Below are 23,799 nucleotides of genomic sequence, written 5' to 3' on the forward strand. Positions count from 1 at the left end.
GCCGGCACCTGCCTCCCTTCGCGTCACCCGCACGAACCTCCAGGAACGCATCCACCGAGAACGCTTGGAGTTTCACATGAGAGTGCGTCCAAGACAGCTGCTGTGCCTTCTCGCGTTAATGGTCTGTCTGCTCGGCCTCGCCGCTCCCGCCACACTGGCGAGCGCTGACCCCGTCCCGGTCAACGGCAAACCCGCAGTGGTACCCGCCCTCCAGAAGTGGCAGGGCGGCACCGGATCCTTCGAGCTGCGCCGGCACAGCCGCATCGTGTTCGCCGGAGCGCACCGCGACCGTCTCCGCGACCAACTCGCCACCCTCCCCGACGAGATCGAGCAGCTCACGGGGCGCAAGCCGGCCCTGTCGCCGCGCGAGCCGCAGAACGGCGACATCGTGCTGTCGATCGATCCCACCCTGCCCGAAGCCGTGGACGGCGCCCGGTTCAAGGAAGAGGGCTACACCTTCGCGGTCACCGGCGAGAACGTGCGGATCACCGCGCCGACCGCGAAGGGCGTCTACTACGGCACCCGTACGCTCCTGCAGATCCTGCTGCTCGACGACGGTCGTGACTCGGTCCCTGTGGGCACCGCAGTGGACTGGCCGAATTACAAGGTGCGGGGCTTCACGCTGGACGTCGGGCGGCGCTTCTTCACCGCGGCCTTCATCCGGGACTACATCCGTCTCATGGGCTGGTTCAAGCTCGACGAGTTCCAGATCCACCTCAATGACAACGGGTTCAAGAGCGACCGGCCCTGGAGCGAGGCCCAGGCAGGCTTCCGGCTCAAGACCGACAACCCCGCGCTGTCCGGCCTGGCCTCGAAGGACGGAGCGTACGACCGGCGCGACTGGGACTCCTTCGAGGACACCGCTGCCGCCAACGGCGTCACGCTCGTCCCCGAGTTCGACGCTCCCGCCCACTCGCTGGCGTTCATCCGGTTCAAGCCGTCCCTGGGCCTGAACAACGGCGACTCCGACCACCTGGACCTGTCCAAGCCGGAGACCACCGCGTTCATGAAGTCGGTGTTCGACGAGTTCACGCCGTGGTTCCGCGGTCCGGACGTGCACTTCGGCGCCGACGAGTACCGGGTCGACAAGCCCCGCTACAAGACCTACTTCAACGAGATCGCCGCCCACATCCGCGCGCTCGGCAAGCATCCGCGCGCCTGGGGCAGCCTGTCCCTGATGGCGTCCAGCACCGAGGGCTACGACCGGGACGTCACCCTCAACAGCTGGAACAACTCGTGGTACGGCCCGCAGGCCGCCAAGAAGGACGGCTACTCGTTCATCAACACCAACGACGCCCTGCTCTACATCGTCCCGTTCGCGAGCTACTACCACGGCCACGGCCTGGACGGTAAGTACCTCTACGACAACTGGGAACCCAACGTCTTCCCCGACGGTCAGAGCGTCGCACCGAAGGACCCCCAACTCCTCGGCGCCATGTCCTCGGTGTGGAACGACCTGACCAAGGCCAGCTACACCGAACTGGATGTGCACAAACTGGTCGAGCCCACCTTCGGAGTCCTCGCGCAGAAGATGTGGAGCGGCGCCAACTCGGCTGTCCCGTACAGCCATTTTATGTCGACCGTGCGCAAGCTCGGCGTGGGTACGGGGCTGACCGAGATCGCCACGACACTCGCCACCCCGGCCAACAGTGAGCTCAGCGCGGGCAAGCCGGCGACCGCGTCCGCGAGCACGGCCGACGCGGCATTCGACGGCGTGAGCACCACCAAGTGGCAGAGCGGCCCCGGAGACGACGCCTGGCTCCGCGTGGACCTCGGCCACCCGCAGTCCGTCACCAAGGTCGACGTGGACTGGGCGCCCGCACACGGCCGCGACTACGCGATCCAGGTGTCCGGCGACGGCACGACCTGGACCACAGTCTCCCACCGCACGGACCGCACGTCCGCAGGGTCCGACACGCTCACCTTCGAACCGGTCACCGCCCGGTACGTGCGCCTCGTCGGCACCGAAGCGGCCCGCAAACAGGACGGCTACGCGCTGTGGAGCATGCGCGTCTTCGACGTACCTGATCTGGCGCTGCACCGCCCGACCACCGCGTCGTCGTCCGAAGTGCCTAGCTTGGGACCGGAGAACGCGACCGACGGCGACCCGGCGAGCCGCTGGGCCAGTGCCTACCGTGACGGCGAATGGATCCAGGTAGATCTGGGCCAGGTACAGACGGTCCGCCGCGTCCTGCTCGACTGGGAGACCGCGTCCGGACAGGACTACGACATCCAGGTCTCCGACGACGGGACGAACTGGAAGACGGCCACCGCCGTCAGGGACAAGCCCGCTGGCGCCCGCGTCGACGACCTCACCTTCGCGCCCGCCTCGGGCCGGTACATCCGCATGCAGGGCATCAAGCGCACATCGTCCTTCGGCTATTCGCTCCGGCGCTTCGAGGTCCGGGCCACGAGCCCGGAGCCGGACCTCCTGCGCGGCTGAGACGTGGTGCCGACCGGTGTCGGCGCCGGTCGCCACCACTGCACACCCGTAATCCCGTAATGGCGGAGCAAGGAATAGTCGCTAATGGTCGCGCCCGTCGCCGGTGGTCACGGGTGCTGCCCGGCGACCACCGGCGAGACCGGCGTGGAGCTCTGCGCGGAGCCCGTGAGGGTGCGCCGAACCCCTGTCAGTCCTGTGGCCGGCTCACTTCTGGCCGTCCGCGAAGTACGCGGCCACCTCCGGGTCCACGGGAGCGACGTCGATGACCCGGCCCCCGTCCCGCAGCGAGGTGGTGGCCGCGTGGCCGGCGGCCACCGCTTCGCGGGCCGCGACCGGCGAGGTGACGGTGGCTCCGCCCTCTCGCACGAACCGCAGGAATTCCGTGACCAGCACCGGGTCCGCGCCGCCGTGGGTGCCGGCCGGGGTGTGGACGCGTACCACCAGATCCGCCTCGGCGCGGTACTCGGAACGGTGGTTCCACACCCGGACCTCCGACCCCTCGGAGTCGCCGAAGTTCTCCAGTCGGCCCTCGGTGCCGATCACCGTGTAGTTGCGCCAGTAGTCCGGTGTGTAGTGGCACTGCTGGTAGCTGGCGAAGACGCCGTTGTCCAGCTGCATCTGCATCATGCTCAGGTCCTCGACGTCGACCACAGGGTTGAGGCCGGTCTGGCTGAGCGGCGGCCAGTTCTCCGTCGACAGCCAGTCGGTCATCCGCTCCCCGCTGCGGTCACGGCGCGAGTCGATGCCGCCGTAGACCGTCAGCCCGCCCATGGCGTTCACCCGCCGGGTGTAGCCGTTGGCCAGCCAGTGGATGACGTCGATGTCGTGGGCCCCCTTCTGCAGCAGCAGACCGGTGGTGTTGCGCCGGTCGGCGTGCCAGTCCTTGAAGTAGAAGTCCCCGCCGTGGCCGACGAAGTGGCGGCACCAGATGGCCTTGACCTCGCCGATCGCACCGTCGGCGATCAGCTTGCGCATGGCCACCACGACCGGCATGTGCCGCATGTTGTGGCCGACGTACAGCGGGGTCTGGTGCTTGCTCGCTGCCGCGAGCAGCCGGTCGCAGCCCTCGGTGGTGATCGCCATCGGCTTGTCCAGGAAGACCGGAACGCCGGCCGCAAGGAAGTCCAGACCGATCTGCTCGTGAGTGTGGTCCGGGGTCAGCACGAACACACCGTCCAGTCCGGCGTCGAGCAGCTCGTGGTGGTCCGGCGTGGTCCTCACCTGAGTACCGAAGCGCTCCTCGGCGCTCGCCAGTGAACGCGGGTCGCGGTCGCAGACTGCCGCCACCACCGAGCCGGAGCCGGGCCGATGGGCCAGCTCGACCAGGTCGCTGCGGTTGCCCAGGCCGATGACGCCGAGCCTGATGTCGTCCAACGTTGTGTCCTTTCATGGGGTTCAGACGAGCTAGCCCTTGCTGCTGGTGAAGGCGATGCCCTGAATGAAGTGCCGCTGCAGCAGTACGAAGGCGACGATCACCGGCGCGGTGGCCAGCAGGGAGCCGGCCATCAGCACCGAGTAGTCGGTGAAGTGCTCGCCCTGAAGGGTGGCGAGGCCTGCGGACAGGGTCATCTACTGCGGGTCGATGCCGATCACCAGCGGGTACATCAGGTCGTTCCACGACCACAGCGCGGTGAGGATGGATCGCGGCGGCGCTCGGGGCACTCCCGCGCCGGGTGGCGGCGCGGGAGTGCCCCGGGCCAGGGGCCGGAGAGTCGCGGATTGCGCCATGGACTCACTTTTCCTTGCTCAACGCCGTGTTCATCACGCCGGCCATCTTCTGCGCGGCCGCCGCCACGTCGTTTGACCCGTGCCAGGCAGCGGCGAAGACGGTGGCCTCCTGGCTCTGCCAGGCGGAGGTGTTCTCGAAGCGGGGAACGGGACCGCGTAGGGCAGCTCGTCCAGGAAGGGCTTCAGGTGGAACTGCGGAGTGGCGTTCACCCACGCCTGCTGGCTGGAGTTGTAGGCAGGGATGCCCCCGCCGCCGAGCCTCGATGTCCGCGGCCTTCTTGGAACCGAGTAAGGCTGCCGCCTCCTTGGGGTGCTTCGCCTTGGCGTAGTCGACGTTGGCCAAGCCGTGGATCACCACCGCCCGCTTGGTTCTCCGAGGCAGGACGGTGACGTCGACATTGCCCTTCAGGTTGGCGTTCTTGGCGAACTCCAGGGTGTTCCAGCTACCGCCGTAGTACATGCCGATCTTGCCCGACTCGAAGAGCTGGCTCGGATAGGTGTCGGTCATGGACTTCAGCGACGGGGAGGACCCGGCCTTGACCAGGTCGGTCCAGAACTTCAGGCCCGCGACCGCGGCCGGCTGGTCGTAGCCCGAGGACTTCCCGTCTGCCGAGATGACCGAGCCGCCGGCCTGGAAGACGGTGTCGTAGTAGTTCTCCTGGTTGAACGGTGGTGCCAGGGTGCCGTACTGCCCCTTGGAGGCGTTCGTGAACTTGCGGGCGGCGTGCTGGACGGTCTGCCAGGTCCAGGTGTCATCCGGGTACTTCATTCCGGCCGCGTCGAACAGCTTCTTGTTGTACCAGAGCCCGACGGTGTCGAAGTCCTTGGGGATGCCGTACTGGGTGCCCTTGTAGCTGTAAAGGCTGACCAGGCTGGACGGGTGGTTGGAGAGGCTCACCTTGTCGGCGGTGAGCTTGTCCGGCAGCGGCAGCAGGATACCGTTCGACTCGTAGAGCTTGGCGCTGGGGCCGTTCATCCAGAACAGGTCAGGCGCACTGCCGCTGGTGGCGTCGGCCTGGAGCTTGGTCCAGTACTCCTGGCTCGAGGTGAGCTGGATGGTCACCTTGACCGACGGGTTGGCCGCCTCGATGGCGTCGACGATGTGCTGCGTGGCCGGCTTCTGATTGGCGTCCCAGATCCGGTAGGTGAGCTGGACCGGGCCGCCGGCCGCACCCAAGGCCAGAGCGGCGACTGCCGCGAGCGCCGCCCGACGTCTGCCAGTGCGTTCAGTGCTACGCCGAACGTGCATAAGAACATCCCCATCTGCAGTGCGATGTGTCGAGGAATAGATCTGATACAAGCCGGAAGATCGAAGGGTGGAATAGGTAGATTTTTTCCGAAACTCCCACCGGCGGCAAGGGCCGGGTGTCGGGTTCGGGCTCCGTCAGAATGCGGGGACGAGCAGCCCAGTTCTGGGATGGGAAGAGTCTGGGGTCGTCAAACGCTGGCGTCAAGGGTTTGGGTATGCTTCACTGGGTTGAAGCATCAGATGTATCGGAAACATGTAGGGCTGGCGGGCGTCGATACTAGTGAGCTTCGGGCGGCCTCAAGAGCGAAGTGGGGGAGAGTCGTTGGCCGACTCAGAGAAGACCTCAGCACCTGCAGGCGCGACGGGTGGTTACCGCCCCGGGTACGAGGTCGCTGCCGAACGGATCCTCGAGTACGTCGTTCGAGCGGGACTTCCGCCCGGTGCCCGGCTGCCCACCGAGAAGGATCTGGCGGACGAGGTGCAGATGAGCCGGACCGTGGTCCGGGAGGCGGTGAAGATCCTCTCCGCCCTGGGGCGGCTGTCCGTGCAGAAGGGCCGAGGTATCTACGTGGCCGAGCCCGAGCAGTCCTCCTGGCAGCAGTCGCTGGCCAACTTCCTGCCCGCGGACCTGCGTCAGGTGGATGAACTGTTCGAGTTCCGCCGCCACCTGGAGACCACCACCGCCAATCTGGCCGCGCAACGGGCCACCCCGGGGCACGTCAAGGCGGTGCGCGATGCCGCGCGGCAGTCCGCCGAGGCGGCGGAGCAGGGCGACATCGACGCCTTCTCCGCCGCCGACGAGGCCTTCCACCTCGGAATCGCCGCCGCCGCCAACATGTTCTTCGCCTCTACCGTCGACGCCGTGCGCCACCTGCAGCGCCAGGTCACCGCCATCGGACTGGCCGGGGTCGCGGGCGGATCGCTGGGCGTGGCCGCTGGGCAGCACGAGGCGATCGCCGAGGCGGTCGCCGCGGGTGAGGCGAGCCGTGCCGAGGCCTTGATGGCCGAGCACATCGACCTGACCGCCAAGCAGTTCCAGCGGGAGATCTGGCGCCGCATCGTGCCCGGCGACGACGCCGACTCCTGAAACTCCAGACTTTCAGCCGTGAAGGACACCCATGCGAATCACCGATGTGACCGTGGAACTGGTCGATCTGCCCGCTCAGCCGCCCTTCCGGTGGCGCGCCGGGCTGCCCGGCTCCGAGCCGGGGGTGGTGGGAGGCGTTCTGCGCGTACACACAGATGACGGTCTGCAGGGCGAGGCTCACACGAGGCGCGGGCTGATCGTCGCCGACCTGGTCGACCGTCGCATCCGCGCGGACCTCGTCGGTCGCGACCCGCTGATGCGCGAGCTGCTCTGGCAGCGGCTGTGGGAGCTGGACCGGATCGAGGAGTTGCCGATCTATGCCCTCGGTCTGGTCGACGTGGCGCTGTGGGACCTGGCCGGAAAGGCGGCCGGGCAGCCCGTCCACCGCCTGCTGGGCAGCTACCGCGAGGCCATCCCCGCCTACGCGAGCACGGTCACCTTCGGCAGCGTCGAGGAGTACCTCGATGTCGCCGACCAGTGCCTGGAACTGGGCTATGTCGGCATCAAGCTGCACGCCTGGGGTGACCCGAAGGCGGACGCGGAGCTGTGCCAGAAGCTCAGGGCACACGTCGGTGACGACGTCCCGCTGATGTACGACGGCTCGGCCGGCTTCGACCTCGCCGACTCGGTCTACGTCGGCCGCGCGATGTCCGAGGCCGGCTACCTGTGGTACGAGGAGCCGATGCGCGAGTTCAGCGTGACGTCCTACCGCTGGCTGGCGGAGCAGGTCTCGGTCCCGCTGCTGGTCGCGGAGACCTCTGACGGCGCGCACATGAACGTCGGCGACTTCATCGCGGCCGGCGCGGCCGGCCGGGTGAGGACGAGTGCGCAGCTGAAGGGCGGGATCACCGGGGCCATGCGCATCGCGCACCTGGCCGACAGCTACCAGCTGCGGGCCGAGGTGCACGGCAGTGGAGTGGTCAACGCCCACCTGTGCATGGCGATACCCAACACCACTTACTACGAGTCTTTGGTCTACACCAATCCCGTGCAGCGTGAGTCGGCGGTCGGCGCCGACGGGCTGGTGCAGGCTCCGACGGCGCCCGGCATCGGGTTCGACCAGCCGGGCTGGTGACGATTTCCCCGCCGGTCCCTCGGAGCGGGGCCAGCGGGATCCCTCCCGAACATCCTTCATCGAAGGAGGCGGCACCGTGGCCGTCCAACGCTTTGCGGCGGTCATCCGCCTGCGTCCGGAACTGGAAGACGAGTACCGCGCCCTGCACGCGGCGGCCTGGCCCGAGGTGCTGGCGACCCTCAAACGTGCCAACATCGGCAACTATTCGATCTTCCTGCGCGACGGCCTGCTCTTCAGCTACCTGGAGTACACCGGCGAGGACTACGCGGCCGACACCGCGCTGATCGCCGAGTGTCCGGTCACCCGCGAGTGGTGGGCCCGCACCGACCCCTGCCAGCAGCCCCTGGACAGCGCGGGTGAGGGCGAGCGGTGGGCGCCGGCCGAAGAGGTCTTCCACCTGGAGTGACATGAGGTCGACACCCGTGAGGGGGTGGACGCAGCTGCGTCCACCCCCTCACGGGTTCCTGCGCCTCACAGGCCGTAGACCCGGGTGGCCGTGCCGCCGAGGACCTCGTTCCGCTCGTGCGCCGACAGGTCGGCCAGGAGCTCGCGGGTGGTGGCGACCACCTGCTCGTAGTCGGCCGCCAGCGTGCACACCGGCCAGTCCGAGCCGAACATGAGCCGCCGCGGGCCGAAGGTCTCCAGGGCTACTGACACGAACGGTTGCAGGTCCGCGAGGCTCCAGCTGTGCCAGTGGGCCTCGGTGAACAGTCCGGAGAGCTTTGCCACGGTGTTGGGAAGCCAGGCCAGGGCGCGCAGGTCGGCGGCCCAGGTGTCCGGTCGGCGAGGGCGGACGGGTGGCTTGCCCAGGTGATCCAGGACGAAGGTGAGCTCGGGCCGGGCGCGGGCCGCCTCGACCGCGGCCGGCAACTGCTCCGGGCGCAGCACCAGGTCGTAGGCCAGGCCGGCGGATGCGACGGCGGCCAGGCCGCGGTCCACCTCGGGGCGCAGCAACCAGTCCGGGTCGGCCTCCTCCTGCACCTGGTGGCGGATGCCGACCAGGTGACCGCCCCCGGGCAGCGCGCGCAGTCCGGCCAGGGCGTCGGCGACCGCGGGAGAGGTCAGATCGGTCCAGCCGACGACCCCGGCCACCAACGGGTCACCGGCGGCAAGAGCCAGGTACTCGGGGGTCTCCTCGGGCACACAGATCGTCTGCACCAGCACGGTGGCGTCGACGCCGGCGGCCGCGGTCTGCGGACGCAGCTCGTCGAGAGTGAAGTCGCGCCGCAGTGGCGCGAGTCCGGGACCGGTGAGCCAGTCCTGGTCGCGGACCGACAGGTCCCAGACATGCTGGTGGGCGTCGATGACGGTCACGGCCGAGTCTCCTGTCGGGTGAGCGTGTCCTTGCCGGGGGTGAGGAACGGCGCTGGCTGCATCAGACGCGTCCTTCGTCGTGGTGATGCGCCGGCAGCGGCGCGTCCTGGGGCAGGAGGCCCTGGGATCGCAGCGCGAGCCACATGTCCGGGGGGATGGGATGGCGGATCATTGCGGCGGCGTCCACCACCTCGACGGTGCTGCGCGCCCCGAGCAGGAGACCGGCGACCGCGGGGTGGCCCAGCGGGAACTGCAGTGCGGCTGCCCGTAGCGGGACCTCGAACGCCTCGCAGACGGCCTTCAGGGCCAGGGCCCGGTCCAGCAACTGCGTTGAGGCCGGGGCGTAGTCGAACGTCGCGCCCGGCCTGGGAACGGCCAGCAGGCCCGAGTTGAACACCCCGCCGACCAGCACGGACACCCCGCGCCGTGCCGCCTCGGGCAGCAGCGAGGCCAGCCCGCTCTGGTCGAGCAGCGAGTAGCGGCCGGCCAGCAGGACGACATCTACGTCGGTGTCGCGGACGAACCGTGTCAGCATCGCGGTCCGGTTCATGCCGGCACCGATCGCACCGACCAGCCCCTCCGCGCGCATCCGCTCCAGTTCGGGGTAGGCGTGGACGAAGGCGTCCCGCTCGTAGTCGTCCGGGTCGTGCAGGTAGACGATGTCCACCCGGTCCAGTCCCAGCCGGGTGAGACTCTCCTCGACGCTGGTGCGCACACCGCGGGCGCTGAAGTCCCACACCCGCTCGTGGGTGGCCGGGACGGCGAAGCCGTTCGCCAGGTCGTCGCCGTGCGGTCCGGTGCGTGGGCGCAGCAGGCGGCCGACCTTGGTGGAGAGCGTGAACTGCTCACGCGGCCGGGTGCGCAGTGCGGCTCCCAGCCGGCGCTCGGACAGACCCAGCCCGTAGTGCGGGGCGGTGTCGAAGCTGCGGATCCCGCAGGCCCAGGCGGTCTCGACGGTGGCGGCCGCGTCCTCGTCGCTGATCGTGTGGAACAGATTGCCGAGCGGAGCGGCGCCCAGGGACAGTTCGCTGACCGCGGTGCCGGTGCGCCCGAGTGTTGTGCTGCGCATGGGTTCAGGTGTTGCCTCTCACTCAGGGTCCGGCCGGACCGGTGGGGGCCGCCGTTCGTCGTCGGCCCGGCCGGGTGCTTGGAGGTCAGCCCGCGGTGGGCCGCAGTCGCAGGCCGGCCATGCCGCCGTCGACGGGGAGCGCGATGCCGGTCGTCGAGCCCGCGAGGGGGCCGGCGAGGTAGGCGATCGCGGCGGCGACCTCCTGCGCGCTGACCAGCCTGCCGTGCGGTTGGCGGGCGTTGAGGGCGGCGAGTTCGGCCGCGGCGTCGGGGGAGCGCTCCAGCAGCCGCGTCACCCACGGTGTGTCCACCGTGCCCGGGTTGACACAGGTGACCCGGATGCCTTCACCGATGTGGTCGGCGGCCATCGCCAGGGTCAGCGCGTGGACCGCGCCCTTGCTGGCCGAGTACAGGGCCCGTGCGGGCAGCCCGGCGGTCGCGGCGATCGAGCAGGTGTTCACGATCGCGGGGTGTGCCGACCGCCGCAGGTGCGGAAGCGCCGCGCGGGTGGTGCGGACGACCCCGAGCACGTTGACGTCGAGCACTTGCCGCCACTGCTCGTCGGGGTTGTCCTCGACGGTGCCAGCGGCGCCGACTCCGGCGTTGTTGACCAGGATGTCCAGGCCGCCCAGCGCCGCCGCGGCCGCCTCGACGGCGGCACGCACACCGGCGTCGTCGCTCACGTCGGCCGTGAAACCGACCAGCGGTGCCGGTAGTTCGCCGGGTGCGAGATCGAGCACGGCCACCTTCGCGCCGCGCTCGGCCAGCAGTTCGGCGGTGGCCAGGCCGATGCCCGAGCCGCCGCCGGTCACGATGGCCCGCAGGCCCGCCAGTTCTGTCATGGTCGCCTCCCTTAGGCTGCTGCGAAGGTCTGCCGCTGGCTGCCGAGCCCGTCGACGCCGAGCACGACCGTGTCGCCGGGGCGCAGGTAAGGCTGGTCGGGCAGGCCCAGCGCGACGCCGGCCGGCGTCCCGGTGTTGACCACGTCGCCGGGTTCGAGGACCAGGTACTGGCTCAGGTACCACAGCAGGTGGGCCACGTCGAAGATCATGTCGCTGGTGGTGCCGTGCTGTCGGGGGGTGCCGTTGACCCTGGTGGTCAGCCGCAGCTTCTGTGGGTCGCCGACCTCGTCCGGGGTGACCAGCCAGGGGCCCAGCGGGTTGAAGGTCTCGCAGGACTTGCCGAGGTCCCACTGGCCGGAGTACTCGAGCTGGAACTCCCGCTCGGACACGTCGTTGCTGATGGCGTACCCCGCCACGCAGGTCAGCGCCTCCTCTGGGGAGTCCAGGTAGCGGGCACGGCGGCCGACGACCACCGCGAGCTCCACCTCCCAGTCGGTCTTCACCGATCCGCGGGGGATCAGGACCTGGTCGTACGGGCCGACCACGGTGCTCGGGTCCTTCATGAACACCACCGGCCGGGTCGGGATGGCCGCGTTGGTCTCACGCGCGTGATCGCGGTAGTTCAGGCCGATGCACACCACCTTGCCCGGGCGAGCCACGGGTGCCCCGATCCGTCGGCCGGCATCGGCCAGCTCCGGGAGCCGGCCCTGCTCCAGCGCGCTCCGCACCCGGGCCACACCGCCGTCGGCCAGGAAGCGGCCGTCGATCTCGCCCGTGACGGGTGACAGATCCAGAAGCCGTCCGTTCTCCGCCAGCAACGCGGGTATCTCTTGGCCGGGGGGCCCGACGCGCAGCAGTTTCATCGGGGAACTTCCTTTCAGACCTCTGACCACAGCCGTGCCAGGACTCTAGGATTGATGACCGACTGGTGCAAGGACTACATCAGATGTATTTACCCTGCCCAGGACGACCGGGTCGCTGGTGTCTGTGCAGGTCATTTGCTCTCTGGTGCTCGAACGCGGTGCAAATGAAACAGAAACATTTGTTGGAAGGCTTGTTCCCTACGGGCGTCGCTGACTAAGGTCTGAGCGTGTTCGGGACCTGATTGGTCAGATCCTTGCGCGGGGAGACTGGGAGACCGCGCGATGACGCGGACCGACATTCACGACTGATCTCCACCCGACCTCCACCGCGCGGCGACACGGACCCCTCGCCACGGTGTGACCTGCCGACTCTGTTCGTGTCCCTGCCGGGCCGACCACGAGGAAGTACGCGATGAGCCTGCACCGGCCGTGGCCGGCGGCAGCCGCTCAGGACCTCGACCACCAACCACTCTTCGGGAGTCGCATTGCGTGTCGCACTCTTCGTCACCTGCGTCAACGACGCGCTGTACCCGGGCCCCGGGCGCGCGGTGGTGACGCTGCTGGAGCGGCTTGGTGTGGAGGTGGACTTCCCGACGGGCCAGATCTGTTGTGGGCAGCCGCAGTACAACACCGGCTACCGGAGCGCGGCGGAGCCGCTGGTACGTCGTACGGCCACCGCCTTCGCCGAGTACGACCACGTGGTGACCCCGTCCGGATCGTGCGCGGCGATGGTGCGGGACAACTACCGGCGCATCGGCGCCCGGGCGAAGGCCCAGGGGCGCGGGGCGGAGCTGGCCGAGGCCGCGGCGTCGCTGGCCGACCGGGTGTACGAGCTGACCGAGTTCCTGGTCGACGTCCTCGGCGTCACCGACGTAGGCGCGTACTACCCGCACACCGTCACGTACCACCCGTCCTGCCACGGGCTGCGGATGCTCGGCCTCGGTGACCGTCCCCGGCTGCTGCTGGAGGCGGTCAGGGGTCTGACGCTCGTCGAGCTGCCGGGCGCCGAGGAGTGCTGCGGGTTCGGCGGCACGTTCTCGGTCAAGAACGCCGCCGTCTCCGCCGCGATGGGCGAGGACAAGGCGCACAACGCGCTCGCGACCGGAGCCGAGGTGCTGTGCGGGGCGGACAACTCCTGCCTGATGCACCTCGCCGGGACACTCCGGCGCCAGGACGCTCCACTGCGGACCGTCCACCTCGCCGAGATCCTGGCCTCCACCGAGCCAACCGCGAGCGGAGCGGCGGCATGAGCGGCACCTACCTCGGCATGCCGGCGTTTCCGAAGGCCGCCGCCGCCTTCACCCAGGACAGCCGGCTGCGCGCCAATCTTACCCACGCCACCCGCACTATCCGCGACAAGCGCGTGAGGGCGGTCGCGGAACTGGACGACTGGGCGCAGCTGCGCCTTGCGGGCAAGGAGATCAAGGACCATACGCTGCGACATCTCGACCGCTATCTGCTCCAGGCGGAGGAGGCCGTCACCAGAGCCGGCGGCACGGTGCACTGGGCCGCCGACGCCGCCGAGGCCAACCGGATCGTCGCAGACCTGGTCAAGACCACCGGCGAGCGTGAGGTCGTCAAGGTCAAGTCCATGGTCACCCAGGAGATCGGGCTCAACGAGGCGCTCGCCGCCGAGGGGATCCGCGCGTACGAGACCGACCTGGCCGAGCTGATCGTGCAACTGGGCGACGATCTGCCCTCGCACATCCTCGTCCCGGCGATCCACCGCAACAGAGGCGAGATCCGCGACATCTTCCGCGACGCCATGGGCCGCTGGGGCCGGCCGGCCCCCGAGGGGCTGACGGACCATCCGACCGACCTCGCCGAGGCGGCCCGGCGGCACCTGCGGGAGAAGTTCCTACGGGCCAAAGTCGCCATATCCGGAGCGAACTTCATCGTCGCGGAGAGCGGCAGCCTGGTCGTGGTGGAGTCGGAGGGCAACGGACGGATGTGCCTGACCCTGCCCGAGACGCTGATCTCGGTGGTCGGGATCGAGAAGGTCGTGCCCACCTGGCAGGACCTGGAGGTGTTCCTCCAACTGCTCCCGCGCTCCTCGACCGCCGAGCGGATGAATCCGTACACCTCAGTCTGGACCGGCACCACCGACGGCGACGGCCCCCGCGCCTTCCACCTCGTGCTGCTGGACAACGGCCGTACCGACACCCTGTCCGACGAGGTCGGGCGGCAGGCGCTGAGGTGCATCCGCTGCTCGGCCTGCCTGAACGTCTGCCCGGTCTACGAGCGGGTCGGCGGTCACGCGTACGGATCGCCCTACCCAGGGCCGATCGGCGCCATCCTCACCCCGCAACTGCGCGGCCTGCACAGCGAGGTGGACGCCTCACTGCCGTACGCCTCGTCGCTGTGCGGGGCCTGCTACGAGGTGTGCCCGGTCGCCATCGACATCCCCGAGGTGCTGGTCCACCTCCGCGAGCAGGTCGCCGAGCAGGGCACGGGGCACCGTGTCGAGCGGGCCGTGGTCCGGGCCGCGACCTGGTTGCTCGACCACCCGGCGGCCTACTCGGCTGCCACCCGGGCGGCCACACGCACCCGCCGCCTGCACCCGCGCCGGCTGCCGCTGCCCGGGCCGCCGAAGGCGTGGAGCGACACCCGTGACCTGCCCGCAATGCCGGAACAGACCTTCCGGGACTGGTGGAGGAAGAACCACGGGGAGAGGACCGACCCGCGATGAGCAACTCCCGAGAGCGAGTCCTCGCCAGGATCCGCACCGCGTCGGCCGATGTGCCGACGGAATCGGCCGACATCCCGGTGCGACGCGACTACCGTGCGGCGCGCATCCCCGAGGATCCGGCCACCATGCTCACGGTGCTGGCCGAGAACCTGGCCGACTACCGCGCGATCGTCCACCACGCCGCCCCAGGCGAGCTGCCGGGGCTGATCGCCCGTCTGCTGACAGAGCGAGGCGCTCGGTCACTGGCCGTCCCGGCGGATCTGCCCCCCGAGTGGCTGGCGGCCGTCCGCGGCGTGCGCGTGCTGACCGACGGGCCCGCGCTGACGGCCGGTCGACTGGACTCGGTCGACAGCACCCTGACGGGCTGCGCGCTTGCCGTCGCGGAGACCGGCACGATCGTGCTGGACGCGGGGACGACACAGGGCCGACGGGCCCTCACCCTCGTTCCCGACCACCACATCTGCGTGGTCCGCGCGGACCAGATCGTCGCCTCCGTGCCGCGCGCCCTGCGCCGGCTGGACCCCGTGCGGCCGCAGACCTGGATCTCCGGTCCGTCCGCTACCAGCGACATCGAGCTGGACCGGGTCGAGGGAGTACACGGGCCGCGACGGCTCGAGGTCGTTCTGGTGAGCGACCGGCCTGGCTGAGCCGGACGGGCATCCGGGCCGGCCGGTCCCGGGGTGCGGCGCCGACCAACGGCGTTGCCGACGACTTCCGGCTCGGTGCGGCCATCCGATAGCCCGCCTCGACTGCGCGATGTTGCCCATATTTGGCACAAGTTTGCTCAAAGTTACGTCTTATTGCCATGAATAGATCAGATTCAATCCTCGTGTTGCAGGTTCTTTGTATTGGGAGGCCGTTGTGAGCCATGTGGAGCGGGAGATCGCCAGCCAGCCGGAGTGCTGGCGCCGGGCGCTGGAACTGGCGCCCGCCGGGCTGCCGGAGCGCGGCGAGCGGGTGGCGGTGATCGGCTGCGGCACCTCGCTGTACATCGCGCAGGCGTACGCGTCGCTGCGTGAGGCGGCGGGACTGGGGGAGACAGATGCCTTCGCGGCCTCCGAGTTCCCGGCCGCCCGCGACTACGACCGACTGGTGGCGATCAGCCGCTCCGGCACCACGACCGAGGTGCTCGACGCCCTGGCCCGGGCGGAGCGGCGGATGCCGAGGGTCGCGCTCACCGGCGACCTCGCCACCCCGATCAGCGCGTCCGCCGACACCGTCGTGGACATGGAGTTCGCGGACGAGAAGTCGGTGGTGCAGACCAGGTTCGCCACCACCGCGCTGGCCCTGCTGCGCGGTCGGCTCGGCCTGGCGCCGGCCGACCTAGCCGAGCAGGCGCAGCGGGCGCTGAGCCTGCCGCTGCCCGAAGGATCGGTGACGGCCCGCCAGTTCACCTTTGTCGGCGCCGGCTGGACCACTGGCCTGGCCAACGAGGCAGCGCTCAAGCTCCGCGAGGCATCGGGAAGTTGGACGGAGTCCTACCCGGCGATGGAATACCGGCACGGCCCGGTCAGCATCACCGCGCCGGACACCGTCGTCTGGTTCTTCGGCGAGCCGCCCGCCAGGCTGCTGGACGAGGTCCGGGCGATCGGCGCCATGACCTCGGTGACCACACTGGACCCGCTGGCGGACCTGGTCCGCGCCCAGCGCCTCGCGGTGGAGATCGCCGAGGCCCGTGGTCTGGACCCGGACCAGCCGCGCAACCTGACCCGCTCGATCGTGCTGAACCAGCCATGACGGCGACGACGATCGCACTGGACATCGGCGGCACCTACATCAAGGGCGGAGTCGCCGGCCCGGACGGCACCCTGCGGGACAGCGAGCGCTGGCTCACTGGCGCCGAGCGCGGGCCGGACGCGGTGCTGGACACCGTGGTCGCGGCCGCCGCCGAACTCGCAGAGCGGTACCGGCCGGCGGCCGCGGGTATCGCGGTGCCGGGGATCGTCGACGAGGCGTCCGGAGTCTCGGTGCTGGCGGCCAATCTCGGCTGGCGGCGGCTGCCGGTCCGCGACTGGCTTACTGAGGAACTGGGCATCCCGGTCGCCATCGGGCACGACGTACGGGCCGGCGGCCTGGCCGAGGCCCGGCTCGGCGCCGGACGCGGCAGCCGGAACTTCCTGTTCGTCCCGGTCGGCACCGGGATCGCCGCCGCGCTGATGGTCGACGGGCAGGCGCTGGCCGGCAGCCACGCGATGGCCGGCGAACTCGGCCATCTACCGGTGCGATCCGGCGTCGGGGCGTGCCCGTGCGGCGGGCTGGGCTGTCTGGAGCCGGTCGCCTCCGCCGCGGCCGGCGCCCGCCGCTATACCGCCGCCACCGGCGAGCCCAGCATCACGGCGAAGGCCGTCGGTGAACGCGCCGCTGCCGGTGACCGGACCGCGGTGGCGGTCTGGCGGGCGGCCATCGAGGCGCTCGCCGGCGGCCTCGCCACGGCCATCACCCTGCTCGACCCCGAACGCATCGTGATCGGCGGCGGCCTCGCCCGGGCCGGCGAACCATACTTCGGGCCGCTGCGCGCGGCGGTCGTCAGGCGGCTCGCCTTCCGGACGGCCCCGGAGATCGTCCCGGCCGAACTCGGTCACCAGGCCGGCTGCCAGGGCGCCGCGCTGCTCGCCGGTGACCTGCTGACCCGTGCGGAGCGCTCGATGACCCCGAGCACCACCGCGCCCGCCCGGACCGTTCCGGCCCGCCGGAGACCCGGATGATCCTCACCGTCACGCTGAACGCCGCGCTCGACCTCACCTACCGGGTGGACCGGCTGCGCCCGCAGGGCAGCAACCGGGTCCGCACGGTGGTCGAACGGGCCGGTGGGAAGGGCGTCAACGTCTCCCGGGTGCTTCACGCCCTTGGACACCAGACCGTCGTGACCGGCCTCGCCGGGGGCGCGGCCGGCAGTGCGCTACGGCGCGACCTCGCCGCCGCCCGGCTGCCCGAGCACCTGCTGGCGATCACCGGCGAGACCCGCCGCACGGTCGCCGTGGTCGACGAGAGCGCCGGCGACACCACGATCCTGCTCGAACCGGGCCCGGTGGTCCGCCCGGAGGAGTGGACCCGCCTGCTCGACCACCTCGACCGGCTGCTGCCGTCCGCCGCCGCCGTTGTGCTCCCGGGCAGCCTGCCGCCCGGGCTGCCCGAGGACGCCTACGCCCAACTCGTCCACCTCGCGGCCAGTCACCGGGTGCCTGCGGTCCTGGACGCCGACGGCGCTGCCCTGCGCTCGGCGCTGGCGGCCGGGTCGGCCCTTGTCAAACCGAACGCGGACGAGCTCGTCGCCGCCACCGGCACGACCGACCCCGTCGCCGCCGCGGGCGCCCTGCGGGAGGCCGGAGCCGCGTCCGTCGTCGCCTCCCTCGGCGCCGACGGTCTCATCGCCGTCACCTCTCATGGCAGCTGGCAGGCCAGGCCGCCGGAGCGACTGGCCGGCAACCCCACCGGCGCGGGCGACGCCGCGGTGGCGGCGCTCACCCTCGGCCTGGTCGCCGGCACCTCCTGGCGCGAGCGGCTCGCCGAGGCGGTGGCCCTTTCCGCCGCCGCGGTCGCGTCGCCGCTGGCCGGTGACTTCGACCCCGCCGTCCACGCCGTCCTGCGAGAGCGCGTGGACATCCGAACCCTGAGCAACGTGAGGAGCCTGTGTTGCCCCTGACCGGTACCGGCAGCATCGTCACCCCCGCGGCCGACGCAGCGTGCGGCGTCGGCGCGTTCAACGTCATCCAACTCGAACACGTCGAGGCCATCGTCGCCGGCGCCGAGGCCGCGGGCGTCCCGGTGGTGCTGCAGCTGAGCGAGAACGCCGTCCGCTACCACGGTGCCCTGGCACCGGCAGCCGCGGCGACGCTCGCTGTCGCCCGCGCCGCCGATGTCCCGGTCGCGGTCCATCTCGACCACGCCACCTCGGTCGGCCTGGTCGCCGAGGCCGTCGAACTCGGCTTCCCCTCCGTCATGTTCGACGCCTCCGCGCTCGACTACGACGACAACGTGCGGGCCACCGCGGAGGTGGTGGAACACTGCCACGCGGCCGGCGTCTGGGTGGAGGCCGAACTCGGCGAGGTCGGCGGAAAGGACGGCGTGCACGCCCCCGGCGCCCGTACCGACCCCGCCGAGGCCGCCGCATTCGTCGCCGCCACCGGAGTGGACGCGCTCGCCGTGGCCGTCGGCACCTCGCACGCCATGCTCACCCGCGACGCCGAGCTCGACTTCGCCCTGATCGCCGCGCTACGCGCCGCCGTTCCGGTGCCGCTGGTCCTGCACGGCTCCTCCGGCGTCGCCGACGCGCATCTGACCCGGGCCGTCGAGCACGGTATGACGAAGGTCAACATCGCCACCCACCTCAACCAGGTCTTCACCACCGCCGTCCGCCAAGTCCTCGCCGAACAGCCGCAGCTGGTCGACACCCGCCGCTACCTCGGCCCCGGCCGCAGCGCGATGACCGCCGAAGTAACCCGTCTGCTCGGCGTGGTACAGGCCACCGCGCCGCGCTGAGTGAAGTTCCGTCGACGGCAGGGCCGAACCACGTCGGCAGCCGGCGCCGGAGATCGTCCTGGCCCTGCCGACCCACGCCACATGACCGTCCGAAGTCCATCTCCGGACTCACCTCGAAACCCTTACTGGCCTCGGCCCCACTGCCTGATCGGCACCGATCCGGTCGGAGCACGCAAGCGGCTGTCCAGCTGAGCGCACGACATACGCCGCCCGGACAGCGGAGGGAGCGAGACCCCTTGAACCGCCTTGACAAATCTTCAAGAAGGGCATGGCATGTCGCCAGTTCGCAGCTACGAAGCCGACCCCTGTCACATCATCACCGGCACGGTCAGCTCCGGGTACCGGGAGGCGGTCGCCGGCCTCACACCAGGTCAGGTTCTCGCCGTCGATGGACCGGCGGCCGTCGACTGGGAAGCGCTCACCACCGGGACATGCGACGCGCTGGCCGCCCGCGGACTCACCGCGAAGCAGATCGACATGCGCGATCACTTCGCCCCGTGGCAGGACCTCCTCGCCCTGACCGCGTCGGCGGCGCTCGAACACGACACGGACTTCGCCCCGCTGTGCCAGGCGAGCCTGGCCGACTTCTTCACCGAGACACCGCAGGCCGAGGCCGCCCCCGACGCCGTGACCATCGTCCTCGGGCCAGGGGCCGCCCTGGTCGCGCACGACAGGCTCTGGTACGCCGACCTGCCCAAGCGGTACGCAGAGGCCTACATCACCGCCGGCACCGGCCGCAATCTCGGCCAGCCGGACGGCACCGGCGCGGGGACGACGCGCCGCCTGTTCTACATCGACTGGCCCGTGCTGGACCGCCACCGCGACGCCGTCGTCGCTGACGTCGACCTGTGGCTGGACACCCAGAACCCCCAAGCGCCGGCCTGGCTGGACGGGCCGGCACTGCGCGATGCGCTCGCCGGCCTGGCTACCCAACCACTCCGCACCCGGCCCACCTTCAACACCACCTCCTGGGGCGGACACTGGGCACAGCAACAGCTCGGCTTCAACCGTGCAGCCGCCAACACCGCGCTGGGCTACGAGCTCATCGCCCCGGAGAGCGGCATCCTCGTGGGCACCCCGGACGGTCCGCAGGTCGAACTTCCGCTCCAGACACTGGTCTTCCTACATCCCAAGGAGGTCCTCGGGGAGCCCGTGCACGCCACGTTCGGCACGTCCTTCCCGATCCGCTTCGACTACCTCGACACCGTCGGCGGCGGGAACCTGTCCGTCCACTGCCACCCGCAGTCCGACTACATGCAGCGGGTCTTCGGCTGGCCCTACACCCAGCACGAGACCTACTACATGATGGTCGGTGGACCCGACCGCCAGGTGTACCTGGGCCTGCGCGAGGGCGTCGACCTCGACGCGTTCCGGCGCGAGGCCGACCGGGCGCTTCACGACGGCATGCCGTTCGACATCGAACGCCACGTCCAGACCTTCCCCGCCGAACCGCACCAGCTCTTCCTCATCCCCGGCGGCACCCCGCACGGCAGCGGAGAGGGCAACGTCGTTCTGGAGATCAGCGCGACGCCCTACCTCTACAGCCTCCGGTTCTATGACTGGCTGCGCACGGACAGTGCGGGCAAGCAGCGCCCCGTCCACGTCGGGCACGCCTTCGAGAACCTCGACGCCGCCCGGTCGGGGGAGGCCGTGGCACGCGACCTGGTCCAGGAACCGCGGACCCTCCGCTCGGGCGCCGGCTGGCGCGAGGACCTCATCGGCCGGCTCCCGGAAATGTTCTTCGAGGTCCGGCGCTTCGAACTCGCGGCGGACGCCATCGTCGACGACGTCACGGACCGCCGCTTCCACGTCCTCAATGTCGTAGAGGGCGACGGCATCGCACTGGAGACGAACACCGGACACCGCTACGAGCTCGCCTACGCCGAGACGCTGACTGTCCCCGCCTCGGTCGGCGCCTACCGTGTACGCGCCCTGGGAACCGGCCCGGTCCGCTACGTGAAGGCCCTGGTGCGATGAACGTTGACAACGGGACCGTCATATCGGTCATGGACATCGGCGGCACCCACGTGGCCGCAGCACGCGTGAACGTCGCGACCCGCAGCCTCCTGTACGGACAGACGATTCGCGAGCCGCTCGACGGTAATAGCACCGCAGAGGAGTTCCTGGCGGCCCTCGTCCGCTGCGCCGAACGCCTGCCCGCGCACAGGGGAGGCCGGTGGGCCATCGCGCTGCCCGGTCCCTTCGATTACGAACACGGCATCGGACGGTACGAAGGGGTCGGGAAGTTCGACGCGCTATGTGGCTTCGACCTTCGTGCCGCCCTGACCGGGCTGTTGCCCGACGTGCGCAGCCTGAGCTTCCACAACGATGCGGAAGCGTTCGTGCTCGGCGAATGGTGGGCCGGGGCCGCGCGTGGGCAACGCTCAGTTGTCGGGATCACCCTGGGAACCGGCGTCGGATCCTGCTTTGTCCGAGACGGCCGTGTCCTGCGCCACGGCCCTGGGATCCCGCCCGAAGGACGAGTGCACACGCTCATGCATGCGGGCAGGCCGCTCGAGGAGACCGTGTCCCGGCGCGCCCTGCGGCGAGCCTACGCGCAAGCCACAGGCGAAGCGCCGGCGCCCGATGTCCAGGAGATCGCAGATCGGGCCCGGCGGGGAGAGCGCGCCGCCGCTGGTGTGTTCACCCAGGCGTTCCGCGCGCTGGGAAGGGTGCTCGGGCCGTTGTTGGTGACATTCGAGCCGACGGTTCTCGTCGTTGGTGGATCCATCGCGGGGTCATGGGATCTTATCGCCGAACCGTTGCGCGCGGGACTTGCCGAGGCCGGGCTGGCCCAAGCCAGGCGCATTGTCATTCAGTCGGCGCAGTTCCCGGCGGATGCCCCGCTGCTCGGCGTGGCGTACTTGGCTACGGCTCCGGTCGGCACCGGCTGAGCGGGGAGCAACTTCAGCTGTGACTTCCGACAATGCCCTGGCCGGCGCTGTCCGGCAATCTGTTCCGCTGGCACCTGAATACGCGCCACTCTATGGTGAGGATTGCTTCGTACGGCAGTTGTCGGCTGAGTGAGGAACGGGAGGTGTGACCGATGACTGTCTCTTTGATGGACGCTGCCCGCAACCAGAAGATCATCCACTCCACCTCTGTGGCCTCCGGCTGACCTCTTTCCGTTTCTTCCGCGCCTGCGAGCGCGGGCAGCCGGGGCCGCTCTTGTGAAGGGTTCCCCTTGAATCTCTCTTCTCGTTCCGCTTCTTCGTCTTCGCCGCACCCTCTGGTCCCGTACGGCTGGGACGAGGGCTGGGAGTCGGAGTTCGTCCCGTACACCGAGCAGGGCCTCCTGCCCGGCCGTGTCGTACGTGTCGACCGCGGCCATGCGACGTCGTCACCGCGGTCGGTACCGTCCTGCCGACACCGAGTTCGTCGTCCCTCGTGACCCGATGAAGGTCGTGTGCACGGGGGACTGGGTCGCTGTCGACCCGGAGGACAGCGACCCGCGGTATGTGCGGACACTGCTGCCTCGCCGTACCGCGTTCGTGCGGTCGACGTCGTCCAAGCGTTCCGATGGCCAGGTGCTGGCCACTAACATCGATCATGTCGTCATCTGTGTGTTGCTCGCGGCCGAACTGGATCTCGGTCGGATCGAGCGGTTCCTCGCGCTCGCCCATGCGAGCTCGAGCGGTGAGGCCCTGCTGCATAACGAGTTGGTGCGTGATAGCGGGTGAGGTCGTGGAGGCCCGTTTCAGGGGTGCGGTTCAGATGGTCGAGGTGCGGTCGGACACCAGGCCGGCGATGGCGCGGTAGGTGTCGGGCAGGTTGCCGCGCCGGTGGGTGAAGCGTGTGAGCTGCTTCCAGCGCTTGTGGTCGGCGAGGGCGTGCTCGACAGTGATGCGGTCGGAGGAGTGCCAGTGGCGGTCGCGTTCCCAGCGTGCGTGCACAGGCGGCAGTGCGCTCTTGTTCGGCTTCCTGGGTGGTGTGATCGCCTGGCCGGGGTGCTCGCGTCTGAGACCGAGGTAGCCGTCGTCCAGGAGGACCTCCACGTCGGGAAAGTGCTGGAAGCAGACGGCGATGCCCTCGTTGCGGGCCGCGGTCGCGTCATGCATCCGCCCAGGCCGCAGGGCGTCGGTCCATAACGTGAGACCTCGGTGGTTGGCAACGACAGTGGCCTTCATGGTGTTCTGTTTCTTCTTGCCTGAGACAGGCGAACACGTCCGTCAGTGTCTTCAGTTGCAGGCCAGGCCGGTCGGGGACGGCGCAGCCCCGCTGGGCCAGGAGGGTGCGTATCTCCCTGACGGCTCGGGTGATGGTGGAACGATCGACACCGAACAGCAGCCCCAGCACCGAGTGCGGCAAGTCGTGCCTCAGATCTATCAGCGTGGCCACCAACCGGTCGACGAAGACCAACTGGTGCCGGGCACCGGCTCCTGCGGCTCGCTTTAAGGCCCGCGCTGGTCGTGGTGGACGAGGCCGACCTGCGCTCCGACGTCGACAGCCATCTGCACTCGCTGGTGCGCGCGGACGTCGTCCCGCTGCTTCTGGAGTTCCGTGCGCGTCCACACGACACGCCACCGGTGCGCCTGCTGTTCGTCGTCGGGCACGCCGAACGCTTCCGTGCCGTGGTCGGCGAGGAACTGGAGTACTTCCGTGACGACCCCGACGTGCTCCGCCTCCTCGCCGACGGGCCCGTACTGAATCTCGCGCCACCGGTGCTCGACCGGGCCGCCCTGGCCGAGCGCTACGCGGAGGCCCTGGCCGCCTTCACCGCGGCCCTCGCAGACGCCGCGGGCACCGAGAGGGCGGTCGGCACCGAGGCCGCTCACGCCGGTGCCCCCCTGGGTGCCGCCCCCGTCCGGCCCGAGCGGACTCGCCTCCAGTCATGAGCGACAGGACGGCCCGAACGGACACGCTCGACGAGCAGCCGCCTGCCGTGAACGGTCAGCCGGGCATTACGGTGGGACACGAAGACCTCCGTGCGGTGTGTTCCTAGACAGCTCCACCACATCGGAG

Annotated in this window: 22 protein-coding genes and 3 pseudogenes; 15 read left to right on the forward strand and 10 right to left on the reverse strand. The window is 70.0% G+C overall.

The features are described from left to right. The first annotated feature begins 118 nt into the window (after positions 1–118). Complete coding sequence (locus ACFC02_RS30330) at positions 119–2,443, forward strand: discoidin domain-containing protein (protein WP_376364129.1); 2,325 nt, start codon at positions 119–121, stop codon at positions 2,441–2,443. Positions 2,444–2,647: 204 nt separating this feature from the next. On the opposite strand, the gene ACFC02_RS30335 is transcribed toward ACFC02_RS30330, so the two are convergent. Genes ACFC02_RS30335 through ACFC02_RS30350 form a run of 4 tightly spaced genes read right to left on the reverse strand, consistent with a single transcriptional unit; the run spans position 2,648 to position 5,348 of the window. Beyond that, on the reverse strand, positions 2,648–3,817 hold the full coding sequence (locus tag ACFC02_RS30335; protein WP_376364132.1) for a Gfo/Idh/MocA family protein: 1,170 nt from the start codon (positions 3,815–3,817) through the stop codon (positions 2,648–2,650). Between the two features lie 30 nt (positions 3,818–3,847). After that, positions 3,848–4,012 carry a hypothetical protein gene (locus ACFC02_RS30340; protein WP_376364134.1) on the reverse strand — a complete coding sequence of 55 codons (165 nt, stop codon included), beginning with the start codon at positions 4,010–4,012 and terminating at the stop codon, positions 3,848–3,850. Further along, the gene (locus ACFC02_RS30345) at positions 4,013–4,171 is read right to left on the reverse strand and encodes a hypothetical protein (protein WP_376364137.1); all 159 of its coding nucleotides are present in this window, start codon (positions 4,169–4,171) and stop codon (positions 4,013–4,015) included. Positions 4,172–4,175: 4 nt separating this feature from the next. Then, positions 4,176–5,348: an ABC transporter substrate-binding protein gene (locus tag ACFC02_RS30350; protein WP_376364140.1), complete on the reverse strand. Its 1,173-nt coding sequence runs from the start codon at positions 5,346–5,348 to the stop codon at positions 4,176–4,178. Between the two features lie 394 nt (positions 5,349–5,742). On the opposite strand from ACFC02_RS30350, the gene ACFC02_RS30355 reads away from it, so the two are divergent. From ACFC02_RS30355 to ACFC02_RS30365, 3 genes are all read left to right on the forward strand, one after another. After that, positions 5,743–6,507 (forward strand): FadR/GntR family transcriptional regulator, encoded by a 765-nt coding sequence (locus ACFC02_RS30355; protein ID WP_376364143.1) that lies wholly within the window; start codon positions 5,743–5,745, stop codon positions 6,505–6,507. Positions 6,508–6,538: 31 nt separating this feature from the next. Continuing rightward, a complete protein-coding gene (locus ACFC02_RS30360) occupies positions 6,539–7,582 on the forward strand; it encodes an enolase C-terminal domain-like protein (protein WP_376364146.1) in 1,044 nt (347 codons plus the stop codon). 76 nt (positions 7,583–7,658) lie between these two features. Further along, entirely contained in the window at positions 7,659–7,988 is a 330-nt protein-coding gene (locus ACFC02_RS30365; protein ID WP_376364149.1) for an L-rhamnose mutarotase, read from the forward strand. 65 nt (positions 7,989–8,053) lie between these two features. On the opposite strand, the gene ACFC02_RS30370 is transcribed toward ACFC02_RS30365, so the two are convergent. The 4 genes from ACFC02_RS30370 to ACFC02_RS30385 form a co-directional block, all read right to left on the reverse strand. After that, on the reverse strand, positions 8,054–8,896 hold the full coding sequence (locus ACFC02_RS30370; protein ID WP_376364152.1) for an amidohydrolase family protein: 843 nt from the start codon (positions 8,894–8,896) through the stop codon (positions 8,054–8,056). A 61-nt stretch (positions 8,897–8,957) separates the two neighbouring features. Next, positions 8,958–9,965 (reverse strand): aldo/keto reductase, encoded by a 1,008-nt coding sequence (locus ACFC02_RS30375; RefSeq protein ID WP_376364155.1) that lies wholly within the window; start codon positions 9,963–9,965, stop codon positions 8,958–8,960. Positions 9,966–10,050: 85 nt separating this feature from the next. Continuing rightward, positions 10,051–10,806, reverse strand: coding sequence for an SDR family NAD(P)-dependent oxidoreductase (locus tag ACFC02_RS30380; RefSeq protein ID WP_376364158.1), 756 nt, complete (start codon positions 10,804–10,806; stop codon positions 10,051–10,053). Positions 10,807–10,817: 11 nt separating this feature from the next. After that, positions 10,818–11,669: a fumarylacetoacetate hydrolase family protein gene (locus tag ACFC02_RS30385; RefSeq protein WP_376364161.1), complete on the reverse strand. Its 852-nt coding sequence runs from the start codon at positions 11,667–11,669 to the stop codon at positions 10,818–10,820. A gap of 485 nt (positions 11,670–12,154) precedes the next feature. Here ACFC02_RS30385 and ACFC02_RS30390 point away from each other — a divergent pair, with 485 nt between their 5' ends. From ACFC02_RS30390 to ACFC02_RS30435, 10 genes and pseudogenes are all read left to right on the forward strand, one after another. Beyond that, positions 12,155–12,919, forward strand: coding sequence for a (Fe-S)-binding protein (locus tag ACFC02_RS30390; protein ID WP_376364164.1), 765 nt, complete (start codon positions 12,155–12,157; stop codon positions 12,917–12,919). After that, positions 12,916–14,358, forward strand: a complete 1,443-nt coding sequence (locus tag ACFC02_RS30395; protein ID WP_376364167.1) for a lactate utilization protein B — start codon at positions 12,916–12,918, stop codon at positions 14,356–14,358. Before ACFC02_RS30390 ends, ACFC02_RS30395 begins: the two co-directional genes overlap by 4 nt. Continuing rightward, positions 14,355–15,005: a lactate utilization protein C gene (locus tag ACFC02_RS30400; RefSeq protein WP_376364170.1), complete on the forward strand. Its 651-nt coding sequence runs from the start codon at positions 14,355–14,357 to the stop codon at positions 15,003–15,005. The genes ACFC02_RS30395 and ACFC02_RS30400 overlap by 4 nt, the downstream gene beginning before the upstream one ends. A gap of 214 nt (positions 15,006–15,219) precedes the next feature. Beyond that, entirely contained in the window at positions 15,220–16,095 is an 876-nt protein-coding gene (locus tag ACFC02_RS30405; RefSeq protein ID WP_376364172.1) for an SIS domain-containing protein, read from the forward strand. Then, positions 16,092–17,063 carry an ROK family protein gene (locus ACFC02_RS30410; RefSeq protein ID WP_376364175.1) on the forward strand — a complete coding sequence of 324 codons (972 nt, stop codon included), beginning with the start codon at positions 16,092–16,094 and terminating at the stop codon, positions 17,061–17,063. Before ACFC02_RS30405 ends, ACFC02_RS30410 begins: the two co-directional genes overlap by 4 nt. Then, positions 17,060–18,001 carry a 1-phosphofructokinase family hexose kinase gene (locus ACFC02_RS30415; protein ID WP_376364178.1) on the forward strand — a complete coding sequence of 314 codons (942 nt, stop codon included), beginning with the start codon at positions 17,060–17,062 and terminating at the stop codon, positions 17,999–18,001. The genes ACFC02_RS30410 and ACFC02_RS30415 overlap by 4 nt, the downstream gene beginning before the upstream one ends. Next, on the forward strand, positions 17,992–18,837 hold the full coding sequence (locus tag ACFC02_RS30420; protein ID WP_376364181.1) for a ketose-bisphosphate aldolase: 846 nt from the start codon (positions 17,992–17,994) through the stop codon (positions 18,835–18,837). Before ACFC02_RS30415 ends, ACFC02_RS30420 begins: the two co-directional genes overlap by 10 nt. A gap of 273 nt (positions 18,838–19,110) precedes the next feature. Continuing rightward, positions 19,111–20,814, forward strand: coding sequence for a class I mannose-6-phosphate isomerase (locus ACFC02_RS30425; protein ID WP_376364184.1), 1,704 nt, complete (start codon positions 19,111–19,113; stop codon positions 20,812–20,814). Beyond that, entirely contained in the window at positions 20,811–21,731 is a 921-nt protein-coding gene (locus ACFC02_RS30430; RefSeq protein WP_376364187.1) for an ROK family protein, read from the forward strand. The genes ACFC02_RS30425 and ACFC02_RS30430 overlap by 4 nt, the downstream gene beginning before the upstream one ends. A gap of 290 nt (positions 21,732–22,021) precedes the next feature. Continuing rightward, positions 22,022–22,487, forward strand: a pseudogene (locus tag ACFC02_RS30435) (GTPase RsgA); the annotation flags it as partial. 60 nt (positions 22,488–22,547) lie between these two features. Here ACFC02_RS30435 and ACFC02_RS30440 read toward each other — a convergent pair. After that, positions 22,548–23,361, reverse strand: a pseudogene (locus ACFC02_RS30440) (transposase family protein). Here ACFC02_RS30440 and ACFC02_RS30445 point away from each other — a divergent pair. After that, positions 23,247–23,672, forward strand: a complete 426-nt coding sequence (locus ACFC02_RS30445; RefSeq protein ID WP_376364207.1) for a hypothetical protein — start codon at positions 23,247–23,249, stop codon at positions 23,670–23,672. The pseudogene ACFC02_RS30440 and the gene ACFC02_RS30445 sit on opposite strands and share 115 nt — an antisense overlap. Here the strand turns inward: ACFC02_RS30445 and ACFC02_RS30450 are convergent. Further along, positions 23,633–23,752: pseudogene (locus ACFC02_RS30450) on the reverse strand (IS481 family transposase); the annotation flags it as partial. The gene ACFC02_RS30445 and the pseudogene ACFC02_RS30450 sit on opposite strands and share 40 nt — an antisense overlap. Positions 23,753–23,799: the final 47 nt, after the last annotated feature.

The organism is Streptomyces sp. NPDC056160, from assembly GCF_042268205.1.
Taxonomy (GTDB): Bacteria; Actinomycetota; Actinomycetes; order Streptomycetales; family Streptomycetaceae; genus Streptomyces.

What these genes read in the sequence shown, in the direction of transcription:
- ACFC02_RS30330 (WP_376364129.1), top strand. Translation starts at nt 119, where the DNA reads ATGGTCTGTCTGCTCGGCCTCGCCGCTCCCGCCACACTGGCGAGCGCT.
- ACFC02_RS30340 (WP_376364134.1), bottom strand. Translation starts at nt 4,012, where the DNA reads ATGACCCTGTCCGCAGGCCTCGCCACCCTTCAGGGCGAGCACTTCACC.
- ACFC02_RS30345 (WP_376364137.1), bottom strand. Translation starts at nt 4,171, where the DNA reads ATGGCGCAATCCGCGACTCTCCGGCCCCTGGCCCGGGGCACTCCCGCG.
- ACFC02_RS30360 (WP_376364146.1), top strand. Translation starts at nt 6,539, where the DNA reads ATGCGAATCACCGATGTGACCGTGGAACTGGTCGATCTGCCCGCTCAG.
- ACFC02_RS30375 (WP_376364155.1), bottom strand. Translation starts at nt 9,965, where the DNA reads ATGCGCAGCACAACACTCGGGCGCACCGGCACCGCGGTCAGCGAACTG.
- ACFC02_RS30380 (WP_376364158.1), bottom strand. Translation starts at nt 10,806, where the DNA reads ATGACAGAACTGGCGGGCCTGCGGGCCATCGTGACCGGCGGCGGCTCG.
- ACFC02_RS30385 (WP_376364161.1), bottom strand. Translation starts at nt 11,669, where the DNA reads ATGAAACTGCTGCGCGTCGGGCCCCCCGGCCAAGAGATACCCGCGTTG.
- ACFC02_RS30395 (WP_376364167.1), top strand. Translation starts at nt 12,916, where the DNA reads ATGAGCGGCACCTACCTCGGCATGCCGGCGTTTCCGAAGGCCGCCGCC.
- ACFC02_RS30400 (WP_376364170.1), top strand. Translation starts at nt 14,355, where the DNA reads ATGAGCAACTCCCGAGAGCGAGTCCTCGCCAGGATCCGCACCGCGTCG.
- ACFC02_RS30410 (WP_376364175.1), top strand. Translation starts at nt 16,092, where the DNA reads ATGACGGCGACGACGATCGCACTGGACATCGGCGGCACCTACATCAAG.
- ACFC02_RS30415 (WP_376364178.1), top strand. Translation starts at nt 17,060, where the DNA reads ATGATCCTCACCGTCACGCTGAACGCCGCGCTCGACCTCACCTACCGG.
- ACFC02_RS30425 (WP_376364184.1), top strand. Translation starts at nt 19,111, where the DNA reads ATGTCGCCAGTTCGCAGCTACGAAGCCGACCCCTGTCACATCATCACC.
- ACFC02_RS30430 (WP_376364187.1), top strand. Translation starts at nt 20,811, where the DNA reads ATGAACGTTGACAACGGGACCGTCATATCGGTCATGGACATCGGCGGC.